The 16,261-nt window shown below is 52.5% G+C and carries 19 protein-coding genes; 3 read left to right on the top strand and 16 right to left on the bottom strand.

Annotated features, from left to right (window positions below; translation table 11 throughout):
• Positions 1-7 precede the first annotated feature (7 nt).
• From phnP to BMY09_RS02305, 15 genes are all read right to left on the bottom strand, one after another.
• Entirely contained in the window at positions 8-820 is an 813-nt protein-coding gene (phnP, locus tag BMY09_RS02375) for a phosphonate metabolism protein PhnP (RefSeq protein ID WP_217647373.1), read from the bottom strand.
• Positions 807-1,382 (bottom strand): ribose 1,5-bisphosphokinase, encoded by a 576-nt coding sequence (phnN, locus tag BMY09_RS02370; RefSeq protein WP_091353389.1) that lies wholly within the window; start codon positions 1,380-1,382, stop codon positions 807-809. The genes phnP and phnN overlap by 14 nt, the downstream gene beginning before the upstream one ends.
• Before the next feature lie 4 nt (positions 1,383-1,386).
• Positions 1,387-2,523, bottom strand: coding sequence for an alpha-D-ribose 1-methylphosphonate 5-triphosphate diphosphatase (gene phnM, locus BMY09_RS02365; protein ID WP_091353386.1), 1,137 nt, complete (start codon positions 2,521-2,523; stop codon positions 1,387-1,389).
• Positions 2,520-3,248 carry a phosphonate C-P lyase system protein PhnL gene (gene phnL / locus BMY09_RS02360; RefSeq protein ID WP_091353384.1) on the bottom strand — a complete coding sequence of 243 codons (729 nt, stop codon included), beginning with the start codon at positions 3,246-3,248 and terminating at the stop codon, positions 2,520-2,522. Before phnL ends, phnM begins: the two co-directional genes overlap by 4 nt.
• A gap of 17 nt (positions 3,249-3,265) precedes the next feature.
• Positions 3,266-4,042, bottom strand: coding sequence for a phosphonate C-P lyase system protein PhnK (phnK, locus tag BMY09_RS02355; protein ID WP_091353381.1), 777 nt, complete (start codon positions 4,040-4,042; stop codon positions 3,266-3,268).
• A complete protein-coding gene (locus BMY09_RS02350) occupies positions 4,039-4,899 on the bottom strand; it encodes an alpha-D-ribose 1-methylphosphonate 5-phosphate C-P-lyase PhnJ (RefSeq protein ID WP_091353378.1) in 861 nt (286 codons plus the stop codon). Before BMY09_RS02350 ends, phnK begins: the two co-directional genes overlap by 4 nt.
• Positions 4,899-6,014, bottom strand: coding sequence for a carbon-phosphorus lyase complex subunit (locus BMY09_RS02345; protein WP_091353375.1), 1,116 nt, complete (start codon positions 6,012-6,014; stop codon positions 4,899-4,901). The genes BMY09_RS02350 and BMY09_RS02345 overlap by 1 nt, the downstream gene beginning before the upstream one ends.
• Positions 6,014-6,619 carry a phosphonate C-P lyase system protein PhnH gene (phnH, locus tag BMY09_RS02340; RefSeq protein WP_091353372.1) on the bottom strand — a complete coding sequence of 202 codons (606 nt, stop codon included), beginning with the start codon at positions 6,617-6,619 and terminating at the stop codon, positions 6,014-6,016. The genes BMY09_RS02345 and phnH overlap by 1 nt, the downstream gene beginning before the upstream one ends.
• Before the next feature lie 3 nt (positions 6,620-6,622).
• Positions 6,623-7,072: a phosphonate C-P lyase system protein PhnG gene (gene phnG / locus BMY09_RS02335; RefSeq protein WP_091353369.1), complete on the bottom strand. Its 450-nt coding sequence runs from the start codon at positions 7,070-7,072 to the stop codon at positions 6,623-6,625.
• The gene (gene phnF, locus BMY09_RS02330) at positions 7,069-7,767 is read right to left on the bottom strand and encodes a phosphonate metabolism transcriptional regulator PhnF (RefSeq protein ID WP_091353367.1); all 699 of its coding nucleotides are present in this window, start codon (positions 7,765-7,767) and stop codon (positions 7,069-7,071) included. Before phnF ends, phnG begins: the two co-directional genes overlap by 4 nt.
• Positions 7,768-7,799: 32 nt before the next feature.
• Positions 7,800-8,597: a phosphonate ABC transporter, permease protein PhnE gene (gene phnE, locus BMY09_RS02325; RefSeq protein ID WP_091353365.1), complete on the bottom strand. Its 798-nt coding sequence runs from the start codon at positions 8,595-8,597 to the stop codon at positions 7,800-7,802.
• A 68-nt stretch (positions 8,598-8,665) separates the two neighbouring features.
• Positions 8,666-9,679 carry a phosphonate ABC transporter substrate-binding protein gene (gene phnD, locus BMY09_RS02320; protein ID WP_091353362.1) on the bottom strand — a complete coding sequence of 338 codons (1,014 nt, stop codon included), beginning with the start codon at positions 9,677-9,679 and terminating at the stop codon, positions 8,666-8,668.
• Between the two features lie 28 nt (positions 9,680-9,707).
• Positions 9,708-10,550, bottom strand: a complete 843-nt coding sequence (phnC, locus tag BMY09_RS02315; protein ID WP_091353359.1) for a phosphonate ABC transporter ATP-binding protein — start codon at positions 10,548-10,550, stop codon at positions 9,708-9,710.
• Between the two features lie 179 nt (positions 10,551-10,729).
• A complete protein-coding gene (locus BMY09_RS02310; protein ID WP_091353358.1) occupies positions 10,730-11,338 on the bottom strand; it encodes a DapH/DapD/GlmU-related protein in 609 nt (202 codons plus the stop codon).
• Positions 11,339-11,554: 216 nt separating this feature from the next.
• Complete coding sequence (locus tag BMY09_RS02305) at positions 11,555-12,616, bottom strand: tartrate dehydrogenase (protein WP_091353355.1); 1,062 nt, start codon at positions 12,614-12,616, stop codon at positions 11,555-11,557.
• 108 nt (positions 12,617-12,724) lie between these two features.
• Here BMY09_RS02305 and BMY09_RS02300 point away from each other — a divergent pair, with 108 nt between their 5' ends.
• Positions 12,725-13,621, top strand: a complete 897-nt coding sequence (locus BMY09_RS02300) for a LysR family transcriptional regulator (RefSeq protein WP_091353352.1) — start codon at positions 12,725-12,727, stop codon at positions 13,619-13,621.
• A 184-nt stretch (positions 13,622-13,805) separates the two neighbouring features.
• Entirely contained in the window at positions 13,806-14,606 is an 801-nt protein-coding gene (locus tag BMY09_RS02295) for a DUF1338 domain-containing protein (RefSeq protein WP_091353350.1), read from the top strand.
• On the opposite strand, the gene BMY09_RS02290 is transcribed toward BMY09_RS02295, so the two are convergent.
• Positions 14,594-14,818 (bottom strand): hypothetical protein, encoded by a 225-nt coding sequence (locus tag BMY09_RS02290; protein WP_139203118.1) that lies wholly within the window; start codon positions 14,816-14,818, stop codon positions 14,594-14,596. The two genes, BMY09_RS02295 and BMY09_RS02290, sit on opposite strands and share 13 nt — an antisense overlap.
• 122 nt (positions 14,819-14,940) lie before the next feature.
• On the opposite strand from BMY09_RS02290, the gene BMY09_RS02285 reads away from it, so the two are divergent.
• Entirely contained in the window at positions 14,941-16,260 is a 1,320-nt protein-coding gene (locus BMY09_RS02285) for an NAD(P)/FAD-dependent oxidoreductase (RefSeq protein WP_091353345.1), read from the top strand.
• Position 16,261 lies beyond the last annotated feature (1 nt).

The raw sequence follows: 16,261 nt of genomic DNA, 5'->3' as shown, positions 1-16,261 counted from the left end.
TCCAATCTCAACCCTTTCTACTTATCTCGACGATCAGTTTCTGAGAGACACAATCTTCTTCAATCTCAAACAGCATCCCATCAGTAACAACAGCCACACCTTCAGGCAGTGTAGCGCCAGAATGCTCCAGCCAGCAATCCAACCGATGGCTAATATGGGTGAGCCACAAACGGCTGGCACCACTTTGACGCCAGAGATCAAGCGCAGCATTCAGATCGTTATGGTTGCGGGGCATCGATTCTCTCGGAGGCTCACTACAATCCAGCACCAGATCATCCACCGGATAACGTTGCAGATAGTTCAGAGTCTCCGCAGGAAAGCCTGCTGTATCGGTCAGATACGCCATGCAATAATTGCCATTGCTGATCAGATAGCCGAAGGTTTCCCTGGAATGAATCAGCGGTAAAGCAACCACTCTGAACCCCGGCCATTCAACAGAATCAAAAGGTTTGAAGGGGGGCTGAAACTCAAACACACCCGGATGTTTATACAGATCATCGGCCCCGAGAGGATCATCGGGTCGGAAAACCGGTATCCGCCTGGCCTCTTCTGACCAGCGCAGATGAAACAACCCCTGTACATGATCCATATGAAAATGGGTCAGCAGAATCCGTTTTACTGAGACAAAACTGAAGCGTTCAGCCAGATCAGTCAGCCCGGCATCAACCAGCGTTACCCCCTCATCTGTATGAATCGCCAGTGAGGCGCCTCTGCGCCGTTTTCCCGGATCAGTCTGAGCCTGAAGACAGGCACTGCAGCGACAACCCCAGACAGGAACCCCCGCCGCATTACCACTGCCTAAAAACTCAATTTTCAACATCTGCGCTGATCTCTGTATGATTCATCACGATGCGGTGAAACTGATCGACCGCAGAACAAAGATCGGTATCATTGGCGATCTCTATTGCCCGACCATGCAGGCGCTGTTCAAAGATCTGATTACGGGCAATTCTGGCATCAATTTCACCCCCCTCTTCCCGCCCCCGCGCCTGCAGACGCTGCCTCAGTACTGCCGGATCAACGGTCACCAGAATTGGAATAAGTCGATCACCAAAACAGGAGGTCGCCTCTTCCAGATGAGCCCGCGAACCATTCACCACGACCGAATAGCCGCTGTTAAGCCAGTGACTGATCTCAACACCGATCGCATAACGGCAATTATTCGCCTGCCACTGCATGCTGAATAATCCTGCCTGAGAACGCTGGCGAAACTCTTCTTCACTCAGCTCAACATGATTCTCACCACCGGCTTGCCAACAGCGGGTTATGTAGCGGTGCGCAAACAAAACCGAAGACCCGCCGCCAAGACGATCACGCAGACCATTGATAAGGGAATCCTTTCCGCTGCCCGACGGGCCTGCCACATAGAATAGATATGACATCTTGTCAGAACACCCGCAGACCATTTTTCCACACATGCAGGATATGTGGATGATCGCTTGTTGCCTCACACCAGATCAGATCCGCTTTTAATCCGGGGGCAATGCGGCCACGGTCAGTTAAACCAACCGACTTTGCCGGGTTACAACTGATCAGCTTAGTCGCTTTGGCCAGGTCATACTGATTATTCTCATCATTGGCCAGCTTGAACGCTGCATCCAACAGACTGGCGGGATAGTAATCACTGGAGAGAATATCCAGTAACCCCTCTGATGCCAGTGTATGGGCAGCAATATTCCCAGAGTGTGAGCCGCCGCGCACCACGTTAGGCGCCCCCATCAGCACCGCCATACCATAGCCATGGGCCTCCCGGGCCGCTTCATAGGTGGTCGGAAATTCAGCAATCACCATATTAAAGCCCAGTGACTCAGTCACATGATCACGGGTAGCATCATCATGACTGGCCAGTGGAATACCCCGTTCATCGCAGAGAGCACAGATCTCCTTACGATACTGATCGCTATAAAGCCTGCTGGCTTCGGTCTGACGCTGAATAAAGGCTTCCATCTCGGTATCAGAGAGCTTGTACTTACCCTGATAGTACTGACGATATTTTTCCAGGCTGGCAAACTGACGCTGCCCCGGGGTGTGATCCATCACCGACACCAGCTGCGGCGGATACCGCTCTGACAGCTGCTTAAAGTTGCCGAGGGTATCTTCATGACTGACTTCACAACGCAGATGCAGCAGGTGATCAGAACGGGTCAGTCCCCTATGACGACTTTCATTCAGCGCATCAGCCATACGGGTCAGATTGTTAAGTCGATCACTGCCCTCCACCACATCCCCCACCGAGATCGCATCAAACACCGTGGTGATACCGGCGCTGATCATCTGCGCATCATGAACCTTAAAGGCAGACAAACCGGGCCAGGCAACACCGGGACGCGGGGTAAAGTGTTTCTCCATATTATCGGTGTGCAGCTCTACCATGCCGGGTAGCAGAAAACCGCCTTCACAGTTGACGGCCCCCGGCAAAGTAACAGAGCCCGGATCAACCGACTGGATCAGACCTTCACTGATAGAGACTGAGCCATGAATGACCTCGTCTTCCAACACAATATGCGCGTTTGTAAGAATCATGCCGGTACCCTTTCATCGGTGAATAACGAATCTTCCTGGCGGTCAGGATTAACATGGAAGATCTGATCCGCCACGGCATCACGAACCTCCGCATCGTGAAAGATCCCAACCACGGCTGTCCCCCGGTTACGGGCCTGACGGATCAGATCCACCACCACCGCCGCGTTGCGCTGATCCAGCGATGCCGTTGGCTCATCCAGCAACAGAATTGGATAATCGACGATAAAGCCCCGGGCGATATTTACCCGCTGCTGCTCGCCACCGGAAAACGTGCCCGGGGGCAGAGACCAGAGCCGTTCAGGAATATACAGCTGTTCCAGCAGTTCAGCCGCTTTAGCATGGGCTGTTGCAACGTTGACACCCCGCTCACGCAGAGGCTGAGCCACCACATCCAGAGTAGCCACCCGGGGAATCACCCGCAGAAACTGGCTGACGTAGCCGATGGTTTCCCGGCGAATCTCCAGCAGGGTCTGACTTGAAGCCCCGGTGAGCGCAGTCATCTCACCACGATGTCGAACCACTATCGAACCGCTGGTTGGCAGGTAGTTGGCGTAAAGTGAACGCAGCAGCGTACTTTTGCCGGAACCACTTTCACCAAACAGCACCGTGCACTCGCCCTGCTTCGCGACAAAGTCGATACCATTGAAGACCGGCAGCTTGATAGCGCCCTGATTGTGCAGGGTGAACACTTTGGTTAACCCCTGCACCTCTATCATTGTTTGCATTATGTTACTTCCCGGAATTATGAGGTCAGTACGGAGGACACCAGCAGCTGGGTATAAGCGTGCTGAGGATCATCAAGCACCTGATCGGTGAGGCCGGTTTCAACCACCCGGCCGTGACGCATAACGATCAGTCGCTGCGCCAGTAATCGGGCCACCGCCAGATCATGCGTGACAATCACCACGGCCAGGTTCATTTCGGTCACCAGTTGCCGCAGCAGATCCAGAAGCCGCGCCTGTACCGATACATCCAGACCCCCGGTTGGCTCATCCATAAACACCAGTCGGGGATGAGTCACCAGATTACGGGCGATCTGCAAGCGCTGCTGCATCCCTCCCGAGTATGTGGTTGGCTTGTCGTCGATGCGGGCGATATCCAGCTCTACGTCATTCATCCAGCTCTGCGCGGTTTGCCGCAGATTGCCGTAATGACGCTCACCGGTCGCCATCAGGCGCTCACCAATATTGGCGCCGGCAGACACCCCCATACGTAAACCATCCCGGGGATGCTGATGTACAATCCCCCATTCGGTGCGCTGCAGGTGACGCTGGCGGGACTCGCTCAGGCCATAGAGGTTGACCCACTCATCAGCCCGGGTGAGATAGTGAATATCACCCTCATCCGGGGCCAGACGGACAGAGAGACAGTTCAGCAGCGTTGACTTACCTGAACCTGATTCCCCCACAATTCCCAGCACTTCACCGGGATAAAGATCGAAACTCACCGCCTCACACCCTTTGCCCGCAGCATAGAGTTTGGTGAGGTTATCGACCTGTAAAATCGGTTCACGGTTCATGCGGTCACCTCCAGGTTTGCCATCCGCTCACGACAATAATCGGTATCTGAACAGATAAATTCATGGGCTCCCTGATCATCCATAATCACTTCATCGAGAAAGCTTTCATCTGAACCACAGATAGCACAGCACTGTTCCCACCTCTGCACCTCAAACGGATGGTCTTCAAAATCGAGGCTCTTAACATCGGTGTAGGGCGGGATCGCATAGATCCGTTTTTCACGACCGGCACCAAACAGCTGCAACGCCGGAGAGTTATCCATTTTCGGATTATCAAATTTAGGGATCGGTGAGGGATCCATCACATAGCGCCCATTTACCAGTACAGGATAGGCATAGGCCGTGGCGATATGGCCAAACTGGGCAATATCCTCGTAGAGTTTGATATGCATCACGCCGTAATCCTCCAGCGCATGCATCTTCCGGGTTTCAACCTCACTGGGCTCAATAAACCGCAACGGCTCAGGAATCGGCACCTGATAGACCAGCACCTGCCCCGCCTGAAGTGGCTTTTCCGGAATCCGGTGGCGGGTCTGAATCAGCGTCGCCTCTTCGGTTTTCTCAGTGGTCCTGACTCCGGTCAGATCACGAAAGAAAGCGCGAATACTCACCGCATTGGTGGTGTCATCCGCTCCCTGATCGATCACCTTGAGACAGTCATTCTCACCAATCACCGCCGCAGTCACCTGCATGCCACCGGTACCCCAGCCATAGGGCATCGGCATCTCGCGGCCACCAAATGGCACCTGATAACCGGGAATAGCGACAGCCTTTAACAGCGCCCGGCGGATCATCCGTTTGGTCTGTTCATCCAGATAGGCGAAGTTATAGCCTTCACGAATAGTCTGCGGATTCATCAGTTCATATCCTTAGCAGAGTCACTCTGCTCAGCAGCCCGTATACGACGCAGCAGTTCCAGTTCGGACTGGAAATCAACGTAGTGAGGCAGTTTCAGGTGAGAGACAAAGCCAGCGGCTTCGACGTTATCGCAGTGAGACAGAACAAACTCCTCCTGCTGCGCCGGAGAGACCACCTCTTCGTCGTAGTCAGCGGCTTGCAGTGAACGGTCCACCAGCGCCATCGCCATCGCTTTACGCTCACACTGACCAAAGCCCACGCCATAACCACGGGTAAATTTCACTTCGCCATCACGATGGCGGGTAAAACCATTGACCATTTCGCACTCAGTCATCTGTACAGCGCCGATGGTAATTTCAAAGCCCAGCTCCTCAGGCACGATGGACACTTCAACCTCGCCGATGCGGATCTCTCCGGCAAAGGGGTGATTGCGACCATAGCCCCGCTGGGTGGAGTAGCCCAGCGCCAGCAGGAATCCCTCATCCCCCTGTACCAGCGACTGCAGACGGGCACTGCGTTCCGCCGGATAGGTGATCGGATCCCGGGTAATATCGGTGGGTTCTGACTGATGATCAGACTCGCTAACCATCAGGTTTTCCCGTTCCAGAATCTCCAGCACTTTGGATACTGGTTCAACAGAGACAGGCTCAGCAGACATCTCAGCAGACGGACTAATATCAGCAACAGAGGGTTCACTAACGTCTCCCTCAGCCATCAGGCTGAAATCCAGCAAGCGATGGGTGTAATCAAAGGTTGGCCCCAGCACCTGTCCACCGGGCAGGTCTTTATAGGTCGCAGAGATACGCCGCTCGATCTGCATCGTTTCTGTATTGATCGGCTCACAGATACCAAAACGGTTCAGCGTGGTCTTATAGGCGCGCAGCAGAAAGATCGCTTCTACCAGGTCACCAGCGGACTGTTTAATCGCCAGAGCAGCCAGTTCAGGGTCATAAACCGCCCCCTCCGTCATTACCCGGGCAACCGCCAGCGGCAGCTGTTGCTCAACCTGCTTAACCGAAAGCTCCGCTTCGCGGGTATCGCCGCGACGGACTTTCGCCAGTAATTCATGGGCCGCGCTAATCGCCTTTTCGCCCCCTTTTACGGCTACATACATCAGTTCACCTCCACACGGGTGGTTCGGGGAATGGCGGTCACAACATTGTCGGCCAGCAGAACGATATCCAGTCCCAGCGGAAATGGGTCGGGACGCCCGGTCAGATAGTGGATCAGTTCACGCGGTAACGAGCTGATTGCCAGCGTTCGCTGCCCAGGTATTCCGGGTCCCTGCAGACGCAATACCGTAGATTCAGGCAGTGCGGTATCGGATATCTGATCAACCTGAACCAGCAACGTGCAGCCCCGGTCAGGGTATTCAGCAGAACCCCGTTTGAGCTGATCCAGTTGCGGTAACTGATCAGCCCGGCAGAGAACAAAATCCGCTTCACCGACGGTTTGCGTCAGACGGCAACCGGTATGAAAGCTGAGATTCTTCGCTACAGCATCACTGTTAAAGGGTTCGGCTAACCAGATTCGGGTAGTAGAATCCAACAACGCAAGGCAGGTTGAAAAGGCCGCCGGGCACAGAGTCTCCAGTGTGGTGGCCTGATCCAGCGATTCAATCACACCCGGTTCGCTCATCACTTTAAGCAGCGAACGGAACACCTGTTGTGCATCGGTGACCGGCTCCTGGAAACCGATCTGTAGTGCAATACTGTTCATCGGTTAGTCCTCTCCTCTCACCAGGGTAAAGAAATCAACTTTGGTAGCAGCGGTCGCCTGCTGTTTCACCTGCTGGGACTCGCTAGCCTGCTGTTTCAGCGGTTCTATTACGTTGTCCGTCAGGTGCTGATGAAAGTCAGACAGTTGCAACATCGCATCCAGCTGCGCCGCCCGCAGCGCATGAGCCTTATTACGTCCGGCAACATAGCTGAACCCCAGAGAGTCCCCCTGACTGCGAACCACGCAACGGGTCACGGTCATATCCCCCATATTGAAGGCATCGCCTTTTCCACCCATCCGTGCACGCACCTGGGTCAGGCCAATTTCAGGTTCACGGATCAGCTCAAACTGCATATCACTAACCACTGAGTCAGATAGCTTCAGCAGAACTTCGGTAGGCGCTTTCGCCAATACCGAGATCCAGCGCTGACGCTGTTCAGTACTAATATTCATGGTGTTGGTTCCACTCGGTATTCAAAGTAATCACTGCGGCTACGGGCAATAGAGTATTCACGCAATACACCTGACTGCCGGCAGACGTTTCGGGTGTGTACCTCCATTACCGGAATCCCGCGACTGATAGCCAGTTGACTGCACTCATCAAAGGTAGGCATACGGGCCCTTAAACGGGTGGTGCCCCGCTGCAGCTCCAGATCAAAATTCTGTAGCAGATAGGCGTGCAGCGATCCCTCACTAAAGTTATTCAGAGCATCATCCGGCAGGCCAAACAGATAGTGGCGGATCAGACATACCGGATCAGTGCCGATAAAACGGCGGGTCTGTAATTCAATCACACTGACAGGTTCTGTCAGCTCCAGCTGATCTGTCAGAACGGCGGGCAACGTTGTGACCCGGCATCCCAGAATCTCAGTTTCCAGCCCCAATCCGATCTGATTCAGGTTATGGGAAAATGCCGCCCGGTCATGCAGGGCATAATCGATCGGTTTTTGCACCACTCGACAGCCAAGCCCCTGATGACGTCGCACCAGACCATCCTGCACCAGCTCATCGATCGCCCGCCGGACGGTATGCCGGTTAACATCAAAACGATCAGCCAGTTGGTTTTCCGGTGGTAACAGGTCTCCCGGCGTATACTGGGCACTGATCTCGTCTCTTAACTGAATCGCAATTTTGCGGTAAATAGCCATTTGTCTATACAAGTTCCGGGAGCTAAAAATTATCAGATAAATGCTTTGCGCAGCCGCTGCGACAGAAGGTCGGTCAGGGTGACGCAGATAACAATTACAATCATCACGGCACAGGTTTGCTGAAACTGGAAACCGCGAATACTCTCCCAGAGAATTACCCCCACACCTCCGGCACCTACCATGCCAACCACCGTGGCAGACCGTACGTTGGATTCAAACCGGTAAAGCGAGTAGGAGATCCACAAAGGCAGAACCTGAGGAATAACACCGTAAAGAATCTCTTCTAAAATATTGGCACCGGTTGCTCTGACACCCTCAACAGGACGTGGATCAATCGCTTCAACCGCTTCTGAAAATAGCTTTGCCAGCACACCGGTGGTATGGATAAACAGGGCGAGCACTCCGGCAAATGGTCCCAGCCCCACCGCCACCACAAACAGCATGGCGAACACCATCTCATTAATGGCACGGGTCGCATCCATCAATCGACGCACCGGCTGATAGATCCATACCGGCATCAGGTTTTCGGAACTGAGTATGCCGAATGGGATAGACAGCAGAATGGAAAGCACCGTCCCCCAGAGCGCGATATGGATCGTGACCGCCATCTCTTCAAGGTAAAATTTGATATCGCTAAAGTCAGGAGGAAAGAAGTCTGCGGCAAACTCCGCCATATTGCCCGCATCACGGATCAATACCATCGGGTTCATCTCGGCGCCTTCCCAACCCCATCCAAGCATGGCGAATAAAACACCCCAGCTCAGCGCAGCCATCCAGTTAAATGGCTTACTGACTATGGTATTTTTATTGACGTATGCATCTGTAGTCATCGTCTGATTCCGTTAAAAAAGCAGGAAACCAGCAGCGCTTGTACAAACGCTGCCAGTTGTTGTAACAATTAAAGTGCAGCAGCCTGAAGAGCTGCCATACGACGGTTCAGTACAGCCAGTTGCTCATCAATTTCCTGGATTTTTTCAGCTTTTTCAGCATCAGAGAGACCCGAGTTATTGATCATTTTTGCCCGGTTCTTAAACAGGGCCAGTTGACGGATAGGCAGTAACTGATCATCGCTGGACGCTTTGAACGGAGCCCACTGCAGTTCTTTCAGAATATCCAGCTCTTTAGCATCGTTGGTCTTTCCGTAAGACATAAAGAAGTCATAGATCTTGCTCTTGTCAGCTTCAGCCAGGTTCTTACGCCATACGATAGGGTCAGACGGAATCAGCGGAGATTTCCAGATCACCTTCACTTTATCGACCATTTCCGGATGAGTGATCGCAACACGAGCAAGGTTCTCAGTGTTGTTTGTAGCAACATCAACCTGACCGTTGGCAACCGCCATAAAGTTAGCTTCGTGGCTGGCATTGGTGACACGCTTAAATGCTTTTTTGGCATCGACACCGTTTTTAGCAAACACGTAGTAGCTAGGCACCAGGAAACCAGAGGTTGAGTTTGGATCACCGTTACCAAACGCCAGCTCACTGCTGTTCGCCAGAACATCTTCAACACTGTTCAGCTTGTCGTTGTTGGCAGAAGCCAGCAGCACACTCCAGTATCCAGGGTTGCCAGTGACATCAACGGTCTGAGCAAAGATCTCGCCACCTGCACGATCAACAGCTTCCATGGCAGATTTATTGCCATACCAGGCAACATCGACTTTATTGAAACGCATCGCCTGAATAATGCCAGCATAGTCAGAGGCAAAGAACGGCTTAACTTCCATATTCAGCTTTTTCGACATATCCGCCAGAAAAGGCACCCAGATAGTTTTCAGGTTCTGGGAAGTTTCGGTAGAGATAATGCCGAAATTCAGCGTCTTTAACTCTTCTGCCTGAGCAACACTGACACCAGTCAGTGCCGCAGTGATCGCCAGGCCAGCAGCCAGCTTAGAAAACACTTGCTTAAGTTTCATTGGATTTTGCTCCGGGTTTAGTTCAGTTTCACACAGGGTTAAGTTCAGGGTTTAGATCTAAATGAGAGTGTTTTACAGGTACTTCATGTGCCTGAGATCCAAGCGTTCCTTCGGATATCTGAGTACCGTAGAGATCGGTTAACAGAGAGGTTTCAAGCCCATCGATAGAACCATCAAAATAGATCTCTCCCTCTTTCAGCGCGATCGCACGACTACAATATTTCTGGGCATATTCAACCTGATGCAGCGTTACCACGACGGTGATACCCATCTCCTGGTTGATCCGTTGCAGAGTTTCCATCACCTGCCGGGAAGACTCAGGATCCAGCGATGCGATCGGCTCGTCGGCCAGAATAATTTCGGCTTCCTGCATCAGCGCTCTGGCGATTGCCACCCGCTGTTGCTGGCCGCCTGAAAGATCAGAAGCCCGCTTCAATGCATGCTGACGCAGACCGACAGATTCCAGCGCCTCAAGAGCTTTAAGTTTCTCTTCATCGGTAAACCAGCCCAGCAGGCTGCGATAGGTAGGGATACGGCTCAGCGCACCAATCAACACATTGGTCTGAACGCTGAGGCGGTTAACGAGATTGAACTGCTGAAAGACATTACCGATACGGGCACGGGTAGCCCGCAGTTCCTTTGCCGGCCGGCCGTTCTGCTGCACTTTGCGGCCCAGCACCTCAACCATTGATGGTGAATTACGATTGGCAAAGGTCAGTCCGGAAAGGTGGCGCATCAGCGTTGACTTCCCGGAACCGGAAGAGCCAATCAAAGCAACCATCTCGCCTTTTTGCACCTCAATCGACACATCTTTCAGAACAGCAACACGATTGAAGCTTTTGCGCAAAGCAGTAATTTTGATAGCAGGCATGAAATCCAATCCTCTATTTGATTGCATGCAAGCTTAGGGCGTTTTTATGACAGCAAAGTTATCTAGACATGTTGGTTTTCTTACAGTTTTATGGACGCTTTATGTCGAAACAAAGCGGGTTGTTCAAAGCACTTGATTTAACGGTACTTATTTACCAATACACATTTAACAGTACACATTTAGCAGTACTTAAGCAGAAAATCCTCGCCCGATAATACCCGAAAATCAGCCATTCGTTCAGCTAATAAAGCATCATCCCAGTCCCACCAGCACAGCCGGTTAAATCCCTGAATGACCTCATCGCTGAAGCGCTTGCGGACAGGCTTTGCCGGCACGCCTGCGACAATGCAGTAGTCTTCGACATCTTTGGAAACCACAGCTCCTGCCGCAATGACCGCACCATTGCCCACAGTAACTCCGGCAAGAATCACCGCCCCGTGGCCGATCCAGACATCGTTGCCAATGTTCACCGGCTGATCCCGACGCCACTGAAAAAAGGACTCATCATCGTCACCTAAGCCATACATAGAACTGCGGTAGGTAAAGTGATGCATCGCCGCTTTTTCGACTGGATGGTTGCCCGGATTCAGCCGGGTGTGGGAGGCTATCGAGCAGAACTTACCGATCTCCGTATTGATGATATCGGAGTCATTTCCAACGTAGGCGTAATCATCCAGGCGGGAATTCACCAGTTTACAGCGCTCACCGACTTCATTAAAACGGCCAAAATTAACCCCCTGAATCTCTGCATCCGGGGCAAGGGTAGGCTCTTCAGATAGCTTTTTCATCGTTGTATTCACGCTCTTTATCTTTATAGAAAGATCAGAGACTAATACCTGCCGATGAAATTAATATGACACCTAAGGCCCGGTGTTCCTGGTCAAACCGGAATTGAGTCATACAAAAACAGAGGGGAATTTAACCGCCCCAAGAAGAGTGGAAGGCTGATACGGGCGTATCAGCCTGACAGGCTCAGATCACCAGATCCTGCATCAGCATCTGTGTCAGAGAATCTCCTTCAGGATCGCGTCACCCAGCTGCTGGGTATTCGCGTTACCGCCCATATCCCGGGTCAGTGCTTTGCCCTCAGCTAATACGCTGGCCATCGCCTGCATCAGAGAATCGTGTACCGAATCATAGCCAAGATGCTGCATCATCATCGCACCGGCCCAGATGGTACCCAGCGGATTGGCGATCCCCTGCCCGGCAATATCCGGGGCCGAACCATGCACCGGTTCGAACATCGACGGAAAGGTTTTTTCCGGGTTGATATTCGCCGATGGCGCGATGGCGATGGTGCCGGTACAGGCAGGTCCCAGATCTGAGAGAATATCGCCAAACAGATTTGACCCCACCACCACATCAAAGTGTTCCGGCATGCGCACAAAGTTAGCCGTGAGAATATCGATATGGTACTGATCCACATTTACCTGCGGATAGTCTTTCGCCATCGCCTCGACCCGGCTGTCCCAGTAAGGCATTGAGTGATAGATGCCGTTGGATTTTGTTGCAGAACTCAGATGCTTCGCCGGGCGGCTCTGAGCCAGGTCAAACGCATACCTGAGAATGCGATCTGTCCCACGACGGGTGAAGATACTCTGCTGCGAAACCACCTCATGTTCGGTGCCCTCATACTGAATGCCACCCACAGAGGAGTACTCCCCTTCAACGTTTTCCCTGACCACGTAGAAATCGATATCGCCGGGTTTCTTTCCTGCTAACGGGCATGGCACCCCCTCAAACAAACGGACAGGACGCAGGTTAACGTACTGATCAAACGCCCGGCGAATCGGCAACAGCAATCCCCAAAGGGAGATATGATCAGGCACACCAGGAAAGCCCACCGCCCCCAGATAGATCGCATCAAAGCCTTTCAACTGCTCCAGACCATCTTCAGGCATCATCCGCCCGGTGCGATGATAGGTTTCACAGGACCAGTCAAACTCTGTCCAGTTAAACTCCACCCCATGTTTACGCCCTGCCGCTTCGAGTATCTGCATCCCGACAGGGATAACCTCTTTACCGATACCATCACCGGGAATCACCGCAATCTTTACTTTGTTCATCGTCGTACTCACTTGAAAAAGAGATCTTTTCGAATTCGGAAACAACCATCATATTCGATATGATACGTAGATTAAAAAGCCATAGTGTAAATACAAGGGTCACGAAACGTGAATCAACTTCCTCCCCTTAACGATATACAGGTGTTCGTAGTCGCTGCCCGATTGCAAGGCTTCAGTAGTGCGGCCGACAGCCTGGATGTCTCCCCGGCATATATCAGCAAACGGATCAACCTGCTGGAGAAGCATCTGGGCGTGCGCCTGTTTATTCGCAACGCCCGGCAGGTAATACTGAGCCCCGAAGGTAAAATTGCCCTGGAATGGTCAGAGCGCCTGCTGGAAACGATGGAGCAGATGGAAGCTGAAATTGTCAACGAACAGCTGATACCCAAAGGTAAACTAAGAATTGTCACCAGTAGCGGATTTGGCAGCCACTTTATCGCACCGGTGGTATCCCGCTTTAGCCAGCAGTATCCGCAACTGGAGATTGATCTGGAGTTGCTCGACCGTCCCGTCGATCTGATTTCAGAGGGGTTTGATATTGAACTGCGAGTCGGCGGTGAACTGCCTCAACAGCTGATCGCCAAACGCCTCGGTGAAAACCAGCGAATTCTCTGCGCCGCGCCAGCCTATCTGGAAGAGTATGGCACACCGCAACAGCTGGCTGAGCTGAACCGTCACCGCTGCATCGGCATCCGGGAACGGGATCAGAGCTATGGACACTGGCGTTTAGAGAGCAGAGCCGGCAAAAAAAGTATCAAATTAACCGCGCCGCTAACCACTAATAACGGCAGCGTGGCCAAACAGTGGTGTCTCGATGGCCGGGGTATCATGCTCAGATCAGTGTGGAATATCCGCGAGGAACTGAACAGCGGCCACCTTATCCGCATACTCCCGGACTATAGTCAGCAAGCTGATATCCACGCAATCTACCCATCACGGCTGGAGACCTCAGCAAAACGTAAAGTGTTTGTCACCCTACTCGAAACAGCACTGAAAAAGGTTTAAAGAGCCGCGTCTATAGGTTGACTGTATAACCCATATCAAAAAGCAATATTGTACTTATATCAGGCAAGCCAATAAGTTTGTTTCTATGCTGACTAAAGAAGGCTGGCTAACAAAACTGAATAAACAGTGCTGATATCGCACAGTCTATGTGCCAGCCCACTGAACATCTGATTGGGTATGAGAGATGAACTACGAAACTTTTTTTGCAATGCTTTGGCAGGACTATATCGACATCGCGCCCCAGGCACAGAAAATCCACGACCTGTTCACCAGCCTGGGGGAAGCCGTCATCAATGATCACGTGGCGTTCAGAACCTTCTCTGACTGTCCCATTGACCTGGAGCATCTGCAACCGGTTATTCTGGCGATGGGGTACAAACTGCAGGAGCACTATCATTTTGAGCAGAAGAAGCTGGTCGCCCGCAGTTATTCCCACCCGGATCCCGCTGCCCCCCGTATTTTTGTCAGTGAACTGATGCGTCACCTTCTGAGTGAAAAGAGTCAGCGCATTCTGGAGTCGGTTGTGTCCCAGATCGATCCCGGAGCAGTTGATGGTCCGGAGGTTTTTGCCCGGGGACTGCTGTGGCAACCGATCACTGCAGCAGACTACGATACCCTGTCAGAGGAGAGTGAATACGCCGCCTGGCTGACAAGTCTGGGACTGAGAGTTAACCACTTTACCGTCAGCCTCAACCACCTTAAATCCATCACTGATATGCAACAGGTGATCGATCTGCTGCAACAGCATCAATTCCCGATCAATCAGGCAGGCGGGGCGATAAAAGGGGTTCCGGCAGACCTTCTGGTGCAATCATCCACCATGGCAGATCAGACAGAGATGACCTTTAGCTGCGGCCAGACACGGACGGTCCCTACCTGTTTTTATGAATTTGCCATGCGCTATAAAAACGCCGGGGGCGAATTGTTTGATGGCTTTATTGCCAGTAACGCTGACAAAATTTTTGAATCCACTCACCGCACCTGACAGACAGTGCCAGAATCAACACTAAACGCATCATCCGGGCAGTTAGCACCCGCACCCTGCCCGACTATCTGACCATTAACGTAGAGAGTAAACAGCTGACTGATCTGTCGTTTGCGGCCCTGCATCTGGCCATAGTCCATTCCTATAGGGGAGTCATAAAAACAGTATTTCTGCTCGATCTGAGCCGGGAATATGATCGTGATATTGCGCACGCTTAACATTGCCTCAAAGTTGATCGGTTCTCTGCCCGTTTTATCCCATATACAAAGCGTGATCGGAGAGCTGATCAGATCATCGTCATGATGAATAGTACGATTTGAATGGAAACCCGACCATGAACAATCATCACATTATCCGGCACACACTTCCTGACTCATTGTGGGCAGCGAGTGCCTGCCCGGCTCCTGATACGGCCCCGCTTCAGGGACAGCACAGTGCAGCCGTCGTGATTATTGGCGCCGGCTACACCGGTCTTTCGACAGCGCTGCACCTGGCCGAAAAAGGGGTCGATGTAATCGTCCTTGAGGCCCAGGAGATCGGCTTCGGTGGTTCTGGTCGTAATGTGGGATTAGTGAACGCTGGCCTGTGGGTCAACCCTGACGAGATTGAAGCGACCTTAGGCTCAACCTATGGACAGCGACTCAATACACAGCTGGCGGGGGCTCCCGATCTGGTTTTTTCGCTGATAGAGCGCTTCGGTATTGGGTGTGAAGCCATTCGCAACGGCACCCTGCAACTCTCTCACTCCAGAAAGGGTGACCATATTCTAATGACAAGAGCCAGGCAATTACTGCAACGGGGGGCTCCGGTTGAGCTAAAAGACCCGGCAACCACAGCCCGGCTAACCGGCACCAGCGCCTACAAAAGCTCACTGTATGACCCCCGTGCAGGTACGATTCAGCCCCTCAGCTATGCCCGGGGACTGGCTCAGGCAGCACAATCCTTGGGGGCCAGAATCTATACCGGTTCCATCGTCACTGAACTCAGCAATAACCCTGCCGGAGAGTGGCAAGTGGCTACCGCCAACGGTTCGGTCGTTGCCGATCAGGTGGTTATCGCCACTAATGCCTACAGCGAACATCTCAATAAAACATTAAAGCAATCCTTTATTCCGCTCCGCTTTTTTCAGTATGCCACTCACCCATTGCAGCCCGAACAGTTGCAACAGATTCTGCCGGAAAAACACGGTTGCTGGGATACCCGTCAGGTGATGTCATCAATTCGCCTGGATGATTCAGGTCGTCTGATTATCGGCAGTATTGGTACGGTCGAGGACCGGGGGAATCGCTTTTTGCAAAACTGGGCCAGCCATCAGCTATCCAGACTGTTTCCGGGTCTTTTTCATCCCTCAACGGTCCGTAATGACGGTCTCTGGAGCCATAGCTGGTCCGGCCAGATCGCCTTTTCCAATGACCACCTGCCACATCTTCATCGACTTGCGCCGGGGCTGACCGCCTGTATCGGCTATAGTGGTCGGGGAATCGGACCGGGTACTATGATGGGTAAGTCACTGGCGGACCATCTGACAGGAATGCCGCTGGAAGAGATGTTTGTACCGGTCACACCATTGAAGCCGATTCCGGCCCGTCGTGTCCGGGAACTGTACTTTGCCCGGGGGGCCGATCTTTATCACCTGTATCAGCGCATCATGTAAT

It is taken from the genome of Amphritea atlantica, assembly GCF_900111095.1.
In the GTDB taxonomy this organism is placed as follows: domain Bacteria; phylum Pseudomonadota; class Gammaproteobacteria; order Pseudomonadales; family Balneatricaceae; genus Amphritea; species Amphritea atlantica.
This window is presented reverse-complemented; position numbering and strand designations above follow the sequence as displayed.

Bases quoted from the DNA above. Each gene is read 5' to 3' on its own strand.
- BMY09_RS02285 (WP_091353345.1), top strand. From the start codon at position 14,941: ATGAACAATCATCACATTATCCGGCACACACTTCCTGACTCATTGTGG.
- phnP (WP_217647373.1), bottom strand. From the start codon at position 820: ATGTTGAAAATTGAGTTTTTAGGCAGTGGTAATGCGGCGGGGGTTCCT.
- phnH (WP_091353372.1), bottom strand. From the start codon at position 6,619: ATGAACAGTATTGCACTACAGATCGGTTTCCAGGAGCCGGTCACCGAT.
- phnD (WP_091353362.1), bottom strand. From the start codon at position 9,679: ATGAAACTTAAGCAAGTGTTTTCTAAGCTGGCTGCTGGCCTGGCGATC.
- BMY09_RS02345 (WP_091353375.1), bottom strand. From the start codon at position 6,014: ATGTATGTAGCCGTAAAAGGGGGCGAAAAGGCGATTAGCGCGGCCCAT.
- phnM (WP_091353386.1), bottom strand. From the start codon at position 2,523: ATGATTCTTACAAACGCGCATATTGTGTTGGAAGACGAGGTCATTCAT.
- BMY09_RS02310 (WP_091353358.1), bottom strand. From the start codon at position 11,338: ATGAAAAAGCTATCTGAAGAGCCTACCCTTGCCCCGGATGCAGAGATT.
- BMY09_RS02295 (WP_091353350.1), top strand. From the start codon at position 13,806: ATGAACTACGAAACTTTTTTTGCAATGCTTTGGCAGGACTATATCGAC.
- BMY09_RS02305 (WP_091353355.1), bottom strand. From the start codon at position 12,616: ATGAACAAAGTAAAGATTGCGGTGATTCCCGGTGATGGTATCGGTAAA.
- BMY09_RS02350 (WP_091353378.1), bottom strand. From the start codon at position 4,899: ATGAATCCGCAGACTATTCGTGAAGGCTATAACTTCGCCTATCTGGAT.
- phnL (WP_091353384.1), bottom strand. From the start codon at position 3,248: ATGCAAACAATGATAGAGGTGCAGGGGTTAACCAAAGTGTTCACCCTG.
- phnG (WP_091353369.1), bottom strand. From the start codon at position 7,072: ATGAATATTAGTACTGAACAGCGTCAGCGCTGGATCTCGGTATTGGCG.
- phnN (WP_091353389.1), bottom strand. From the start codon at position 1,382: ATGTCATATCTATTCTATGTGGCAGGCCCGTCGGGCAGCGGAAAGGAT.
- phnK (WP_091353381.1), bottom strand. From the start codon at position 4,042: ATGAACCGTGAACCGATTTTACAGGTCGATAACCTCACCAAACTCTAT.
- phnC (WP_091353359.1), bottom strand. From the start codon at position 10,550: ATGCCTGCTATCAAAATTACTGCTTTGCGCAAAAGCTTCAATCGTGTT.
- phnE (WP_091353365.1), bottom strand. From the start codon at position 8,597: ATGACTACAGATGCATACGTCAATAAAAATACCATAGTCAGTAAGCCA.
- phnF (WP_091353367.1), bottom strand. From the start codon at position 7,767: ATGGCTATTTACCGCAAAATTGCGATTCAGTTAAGAGACGAGATCAGT.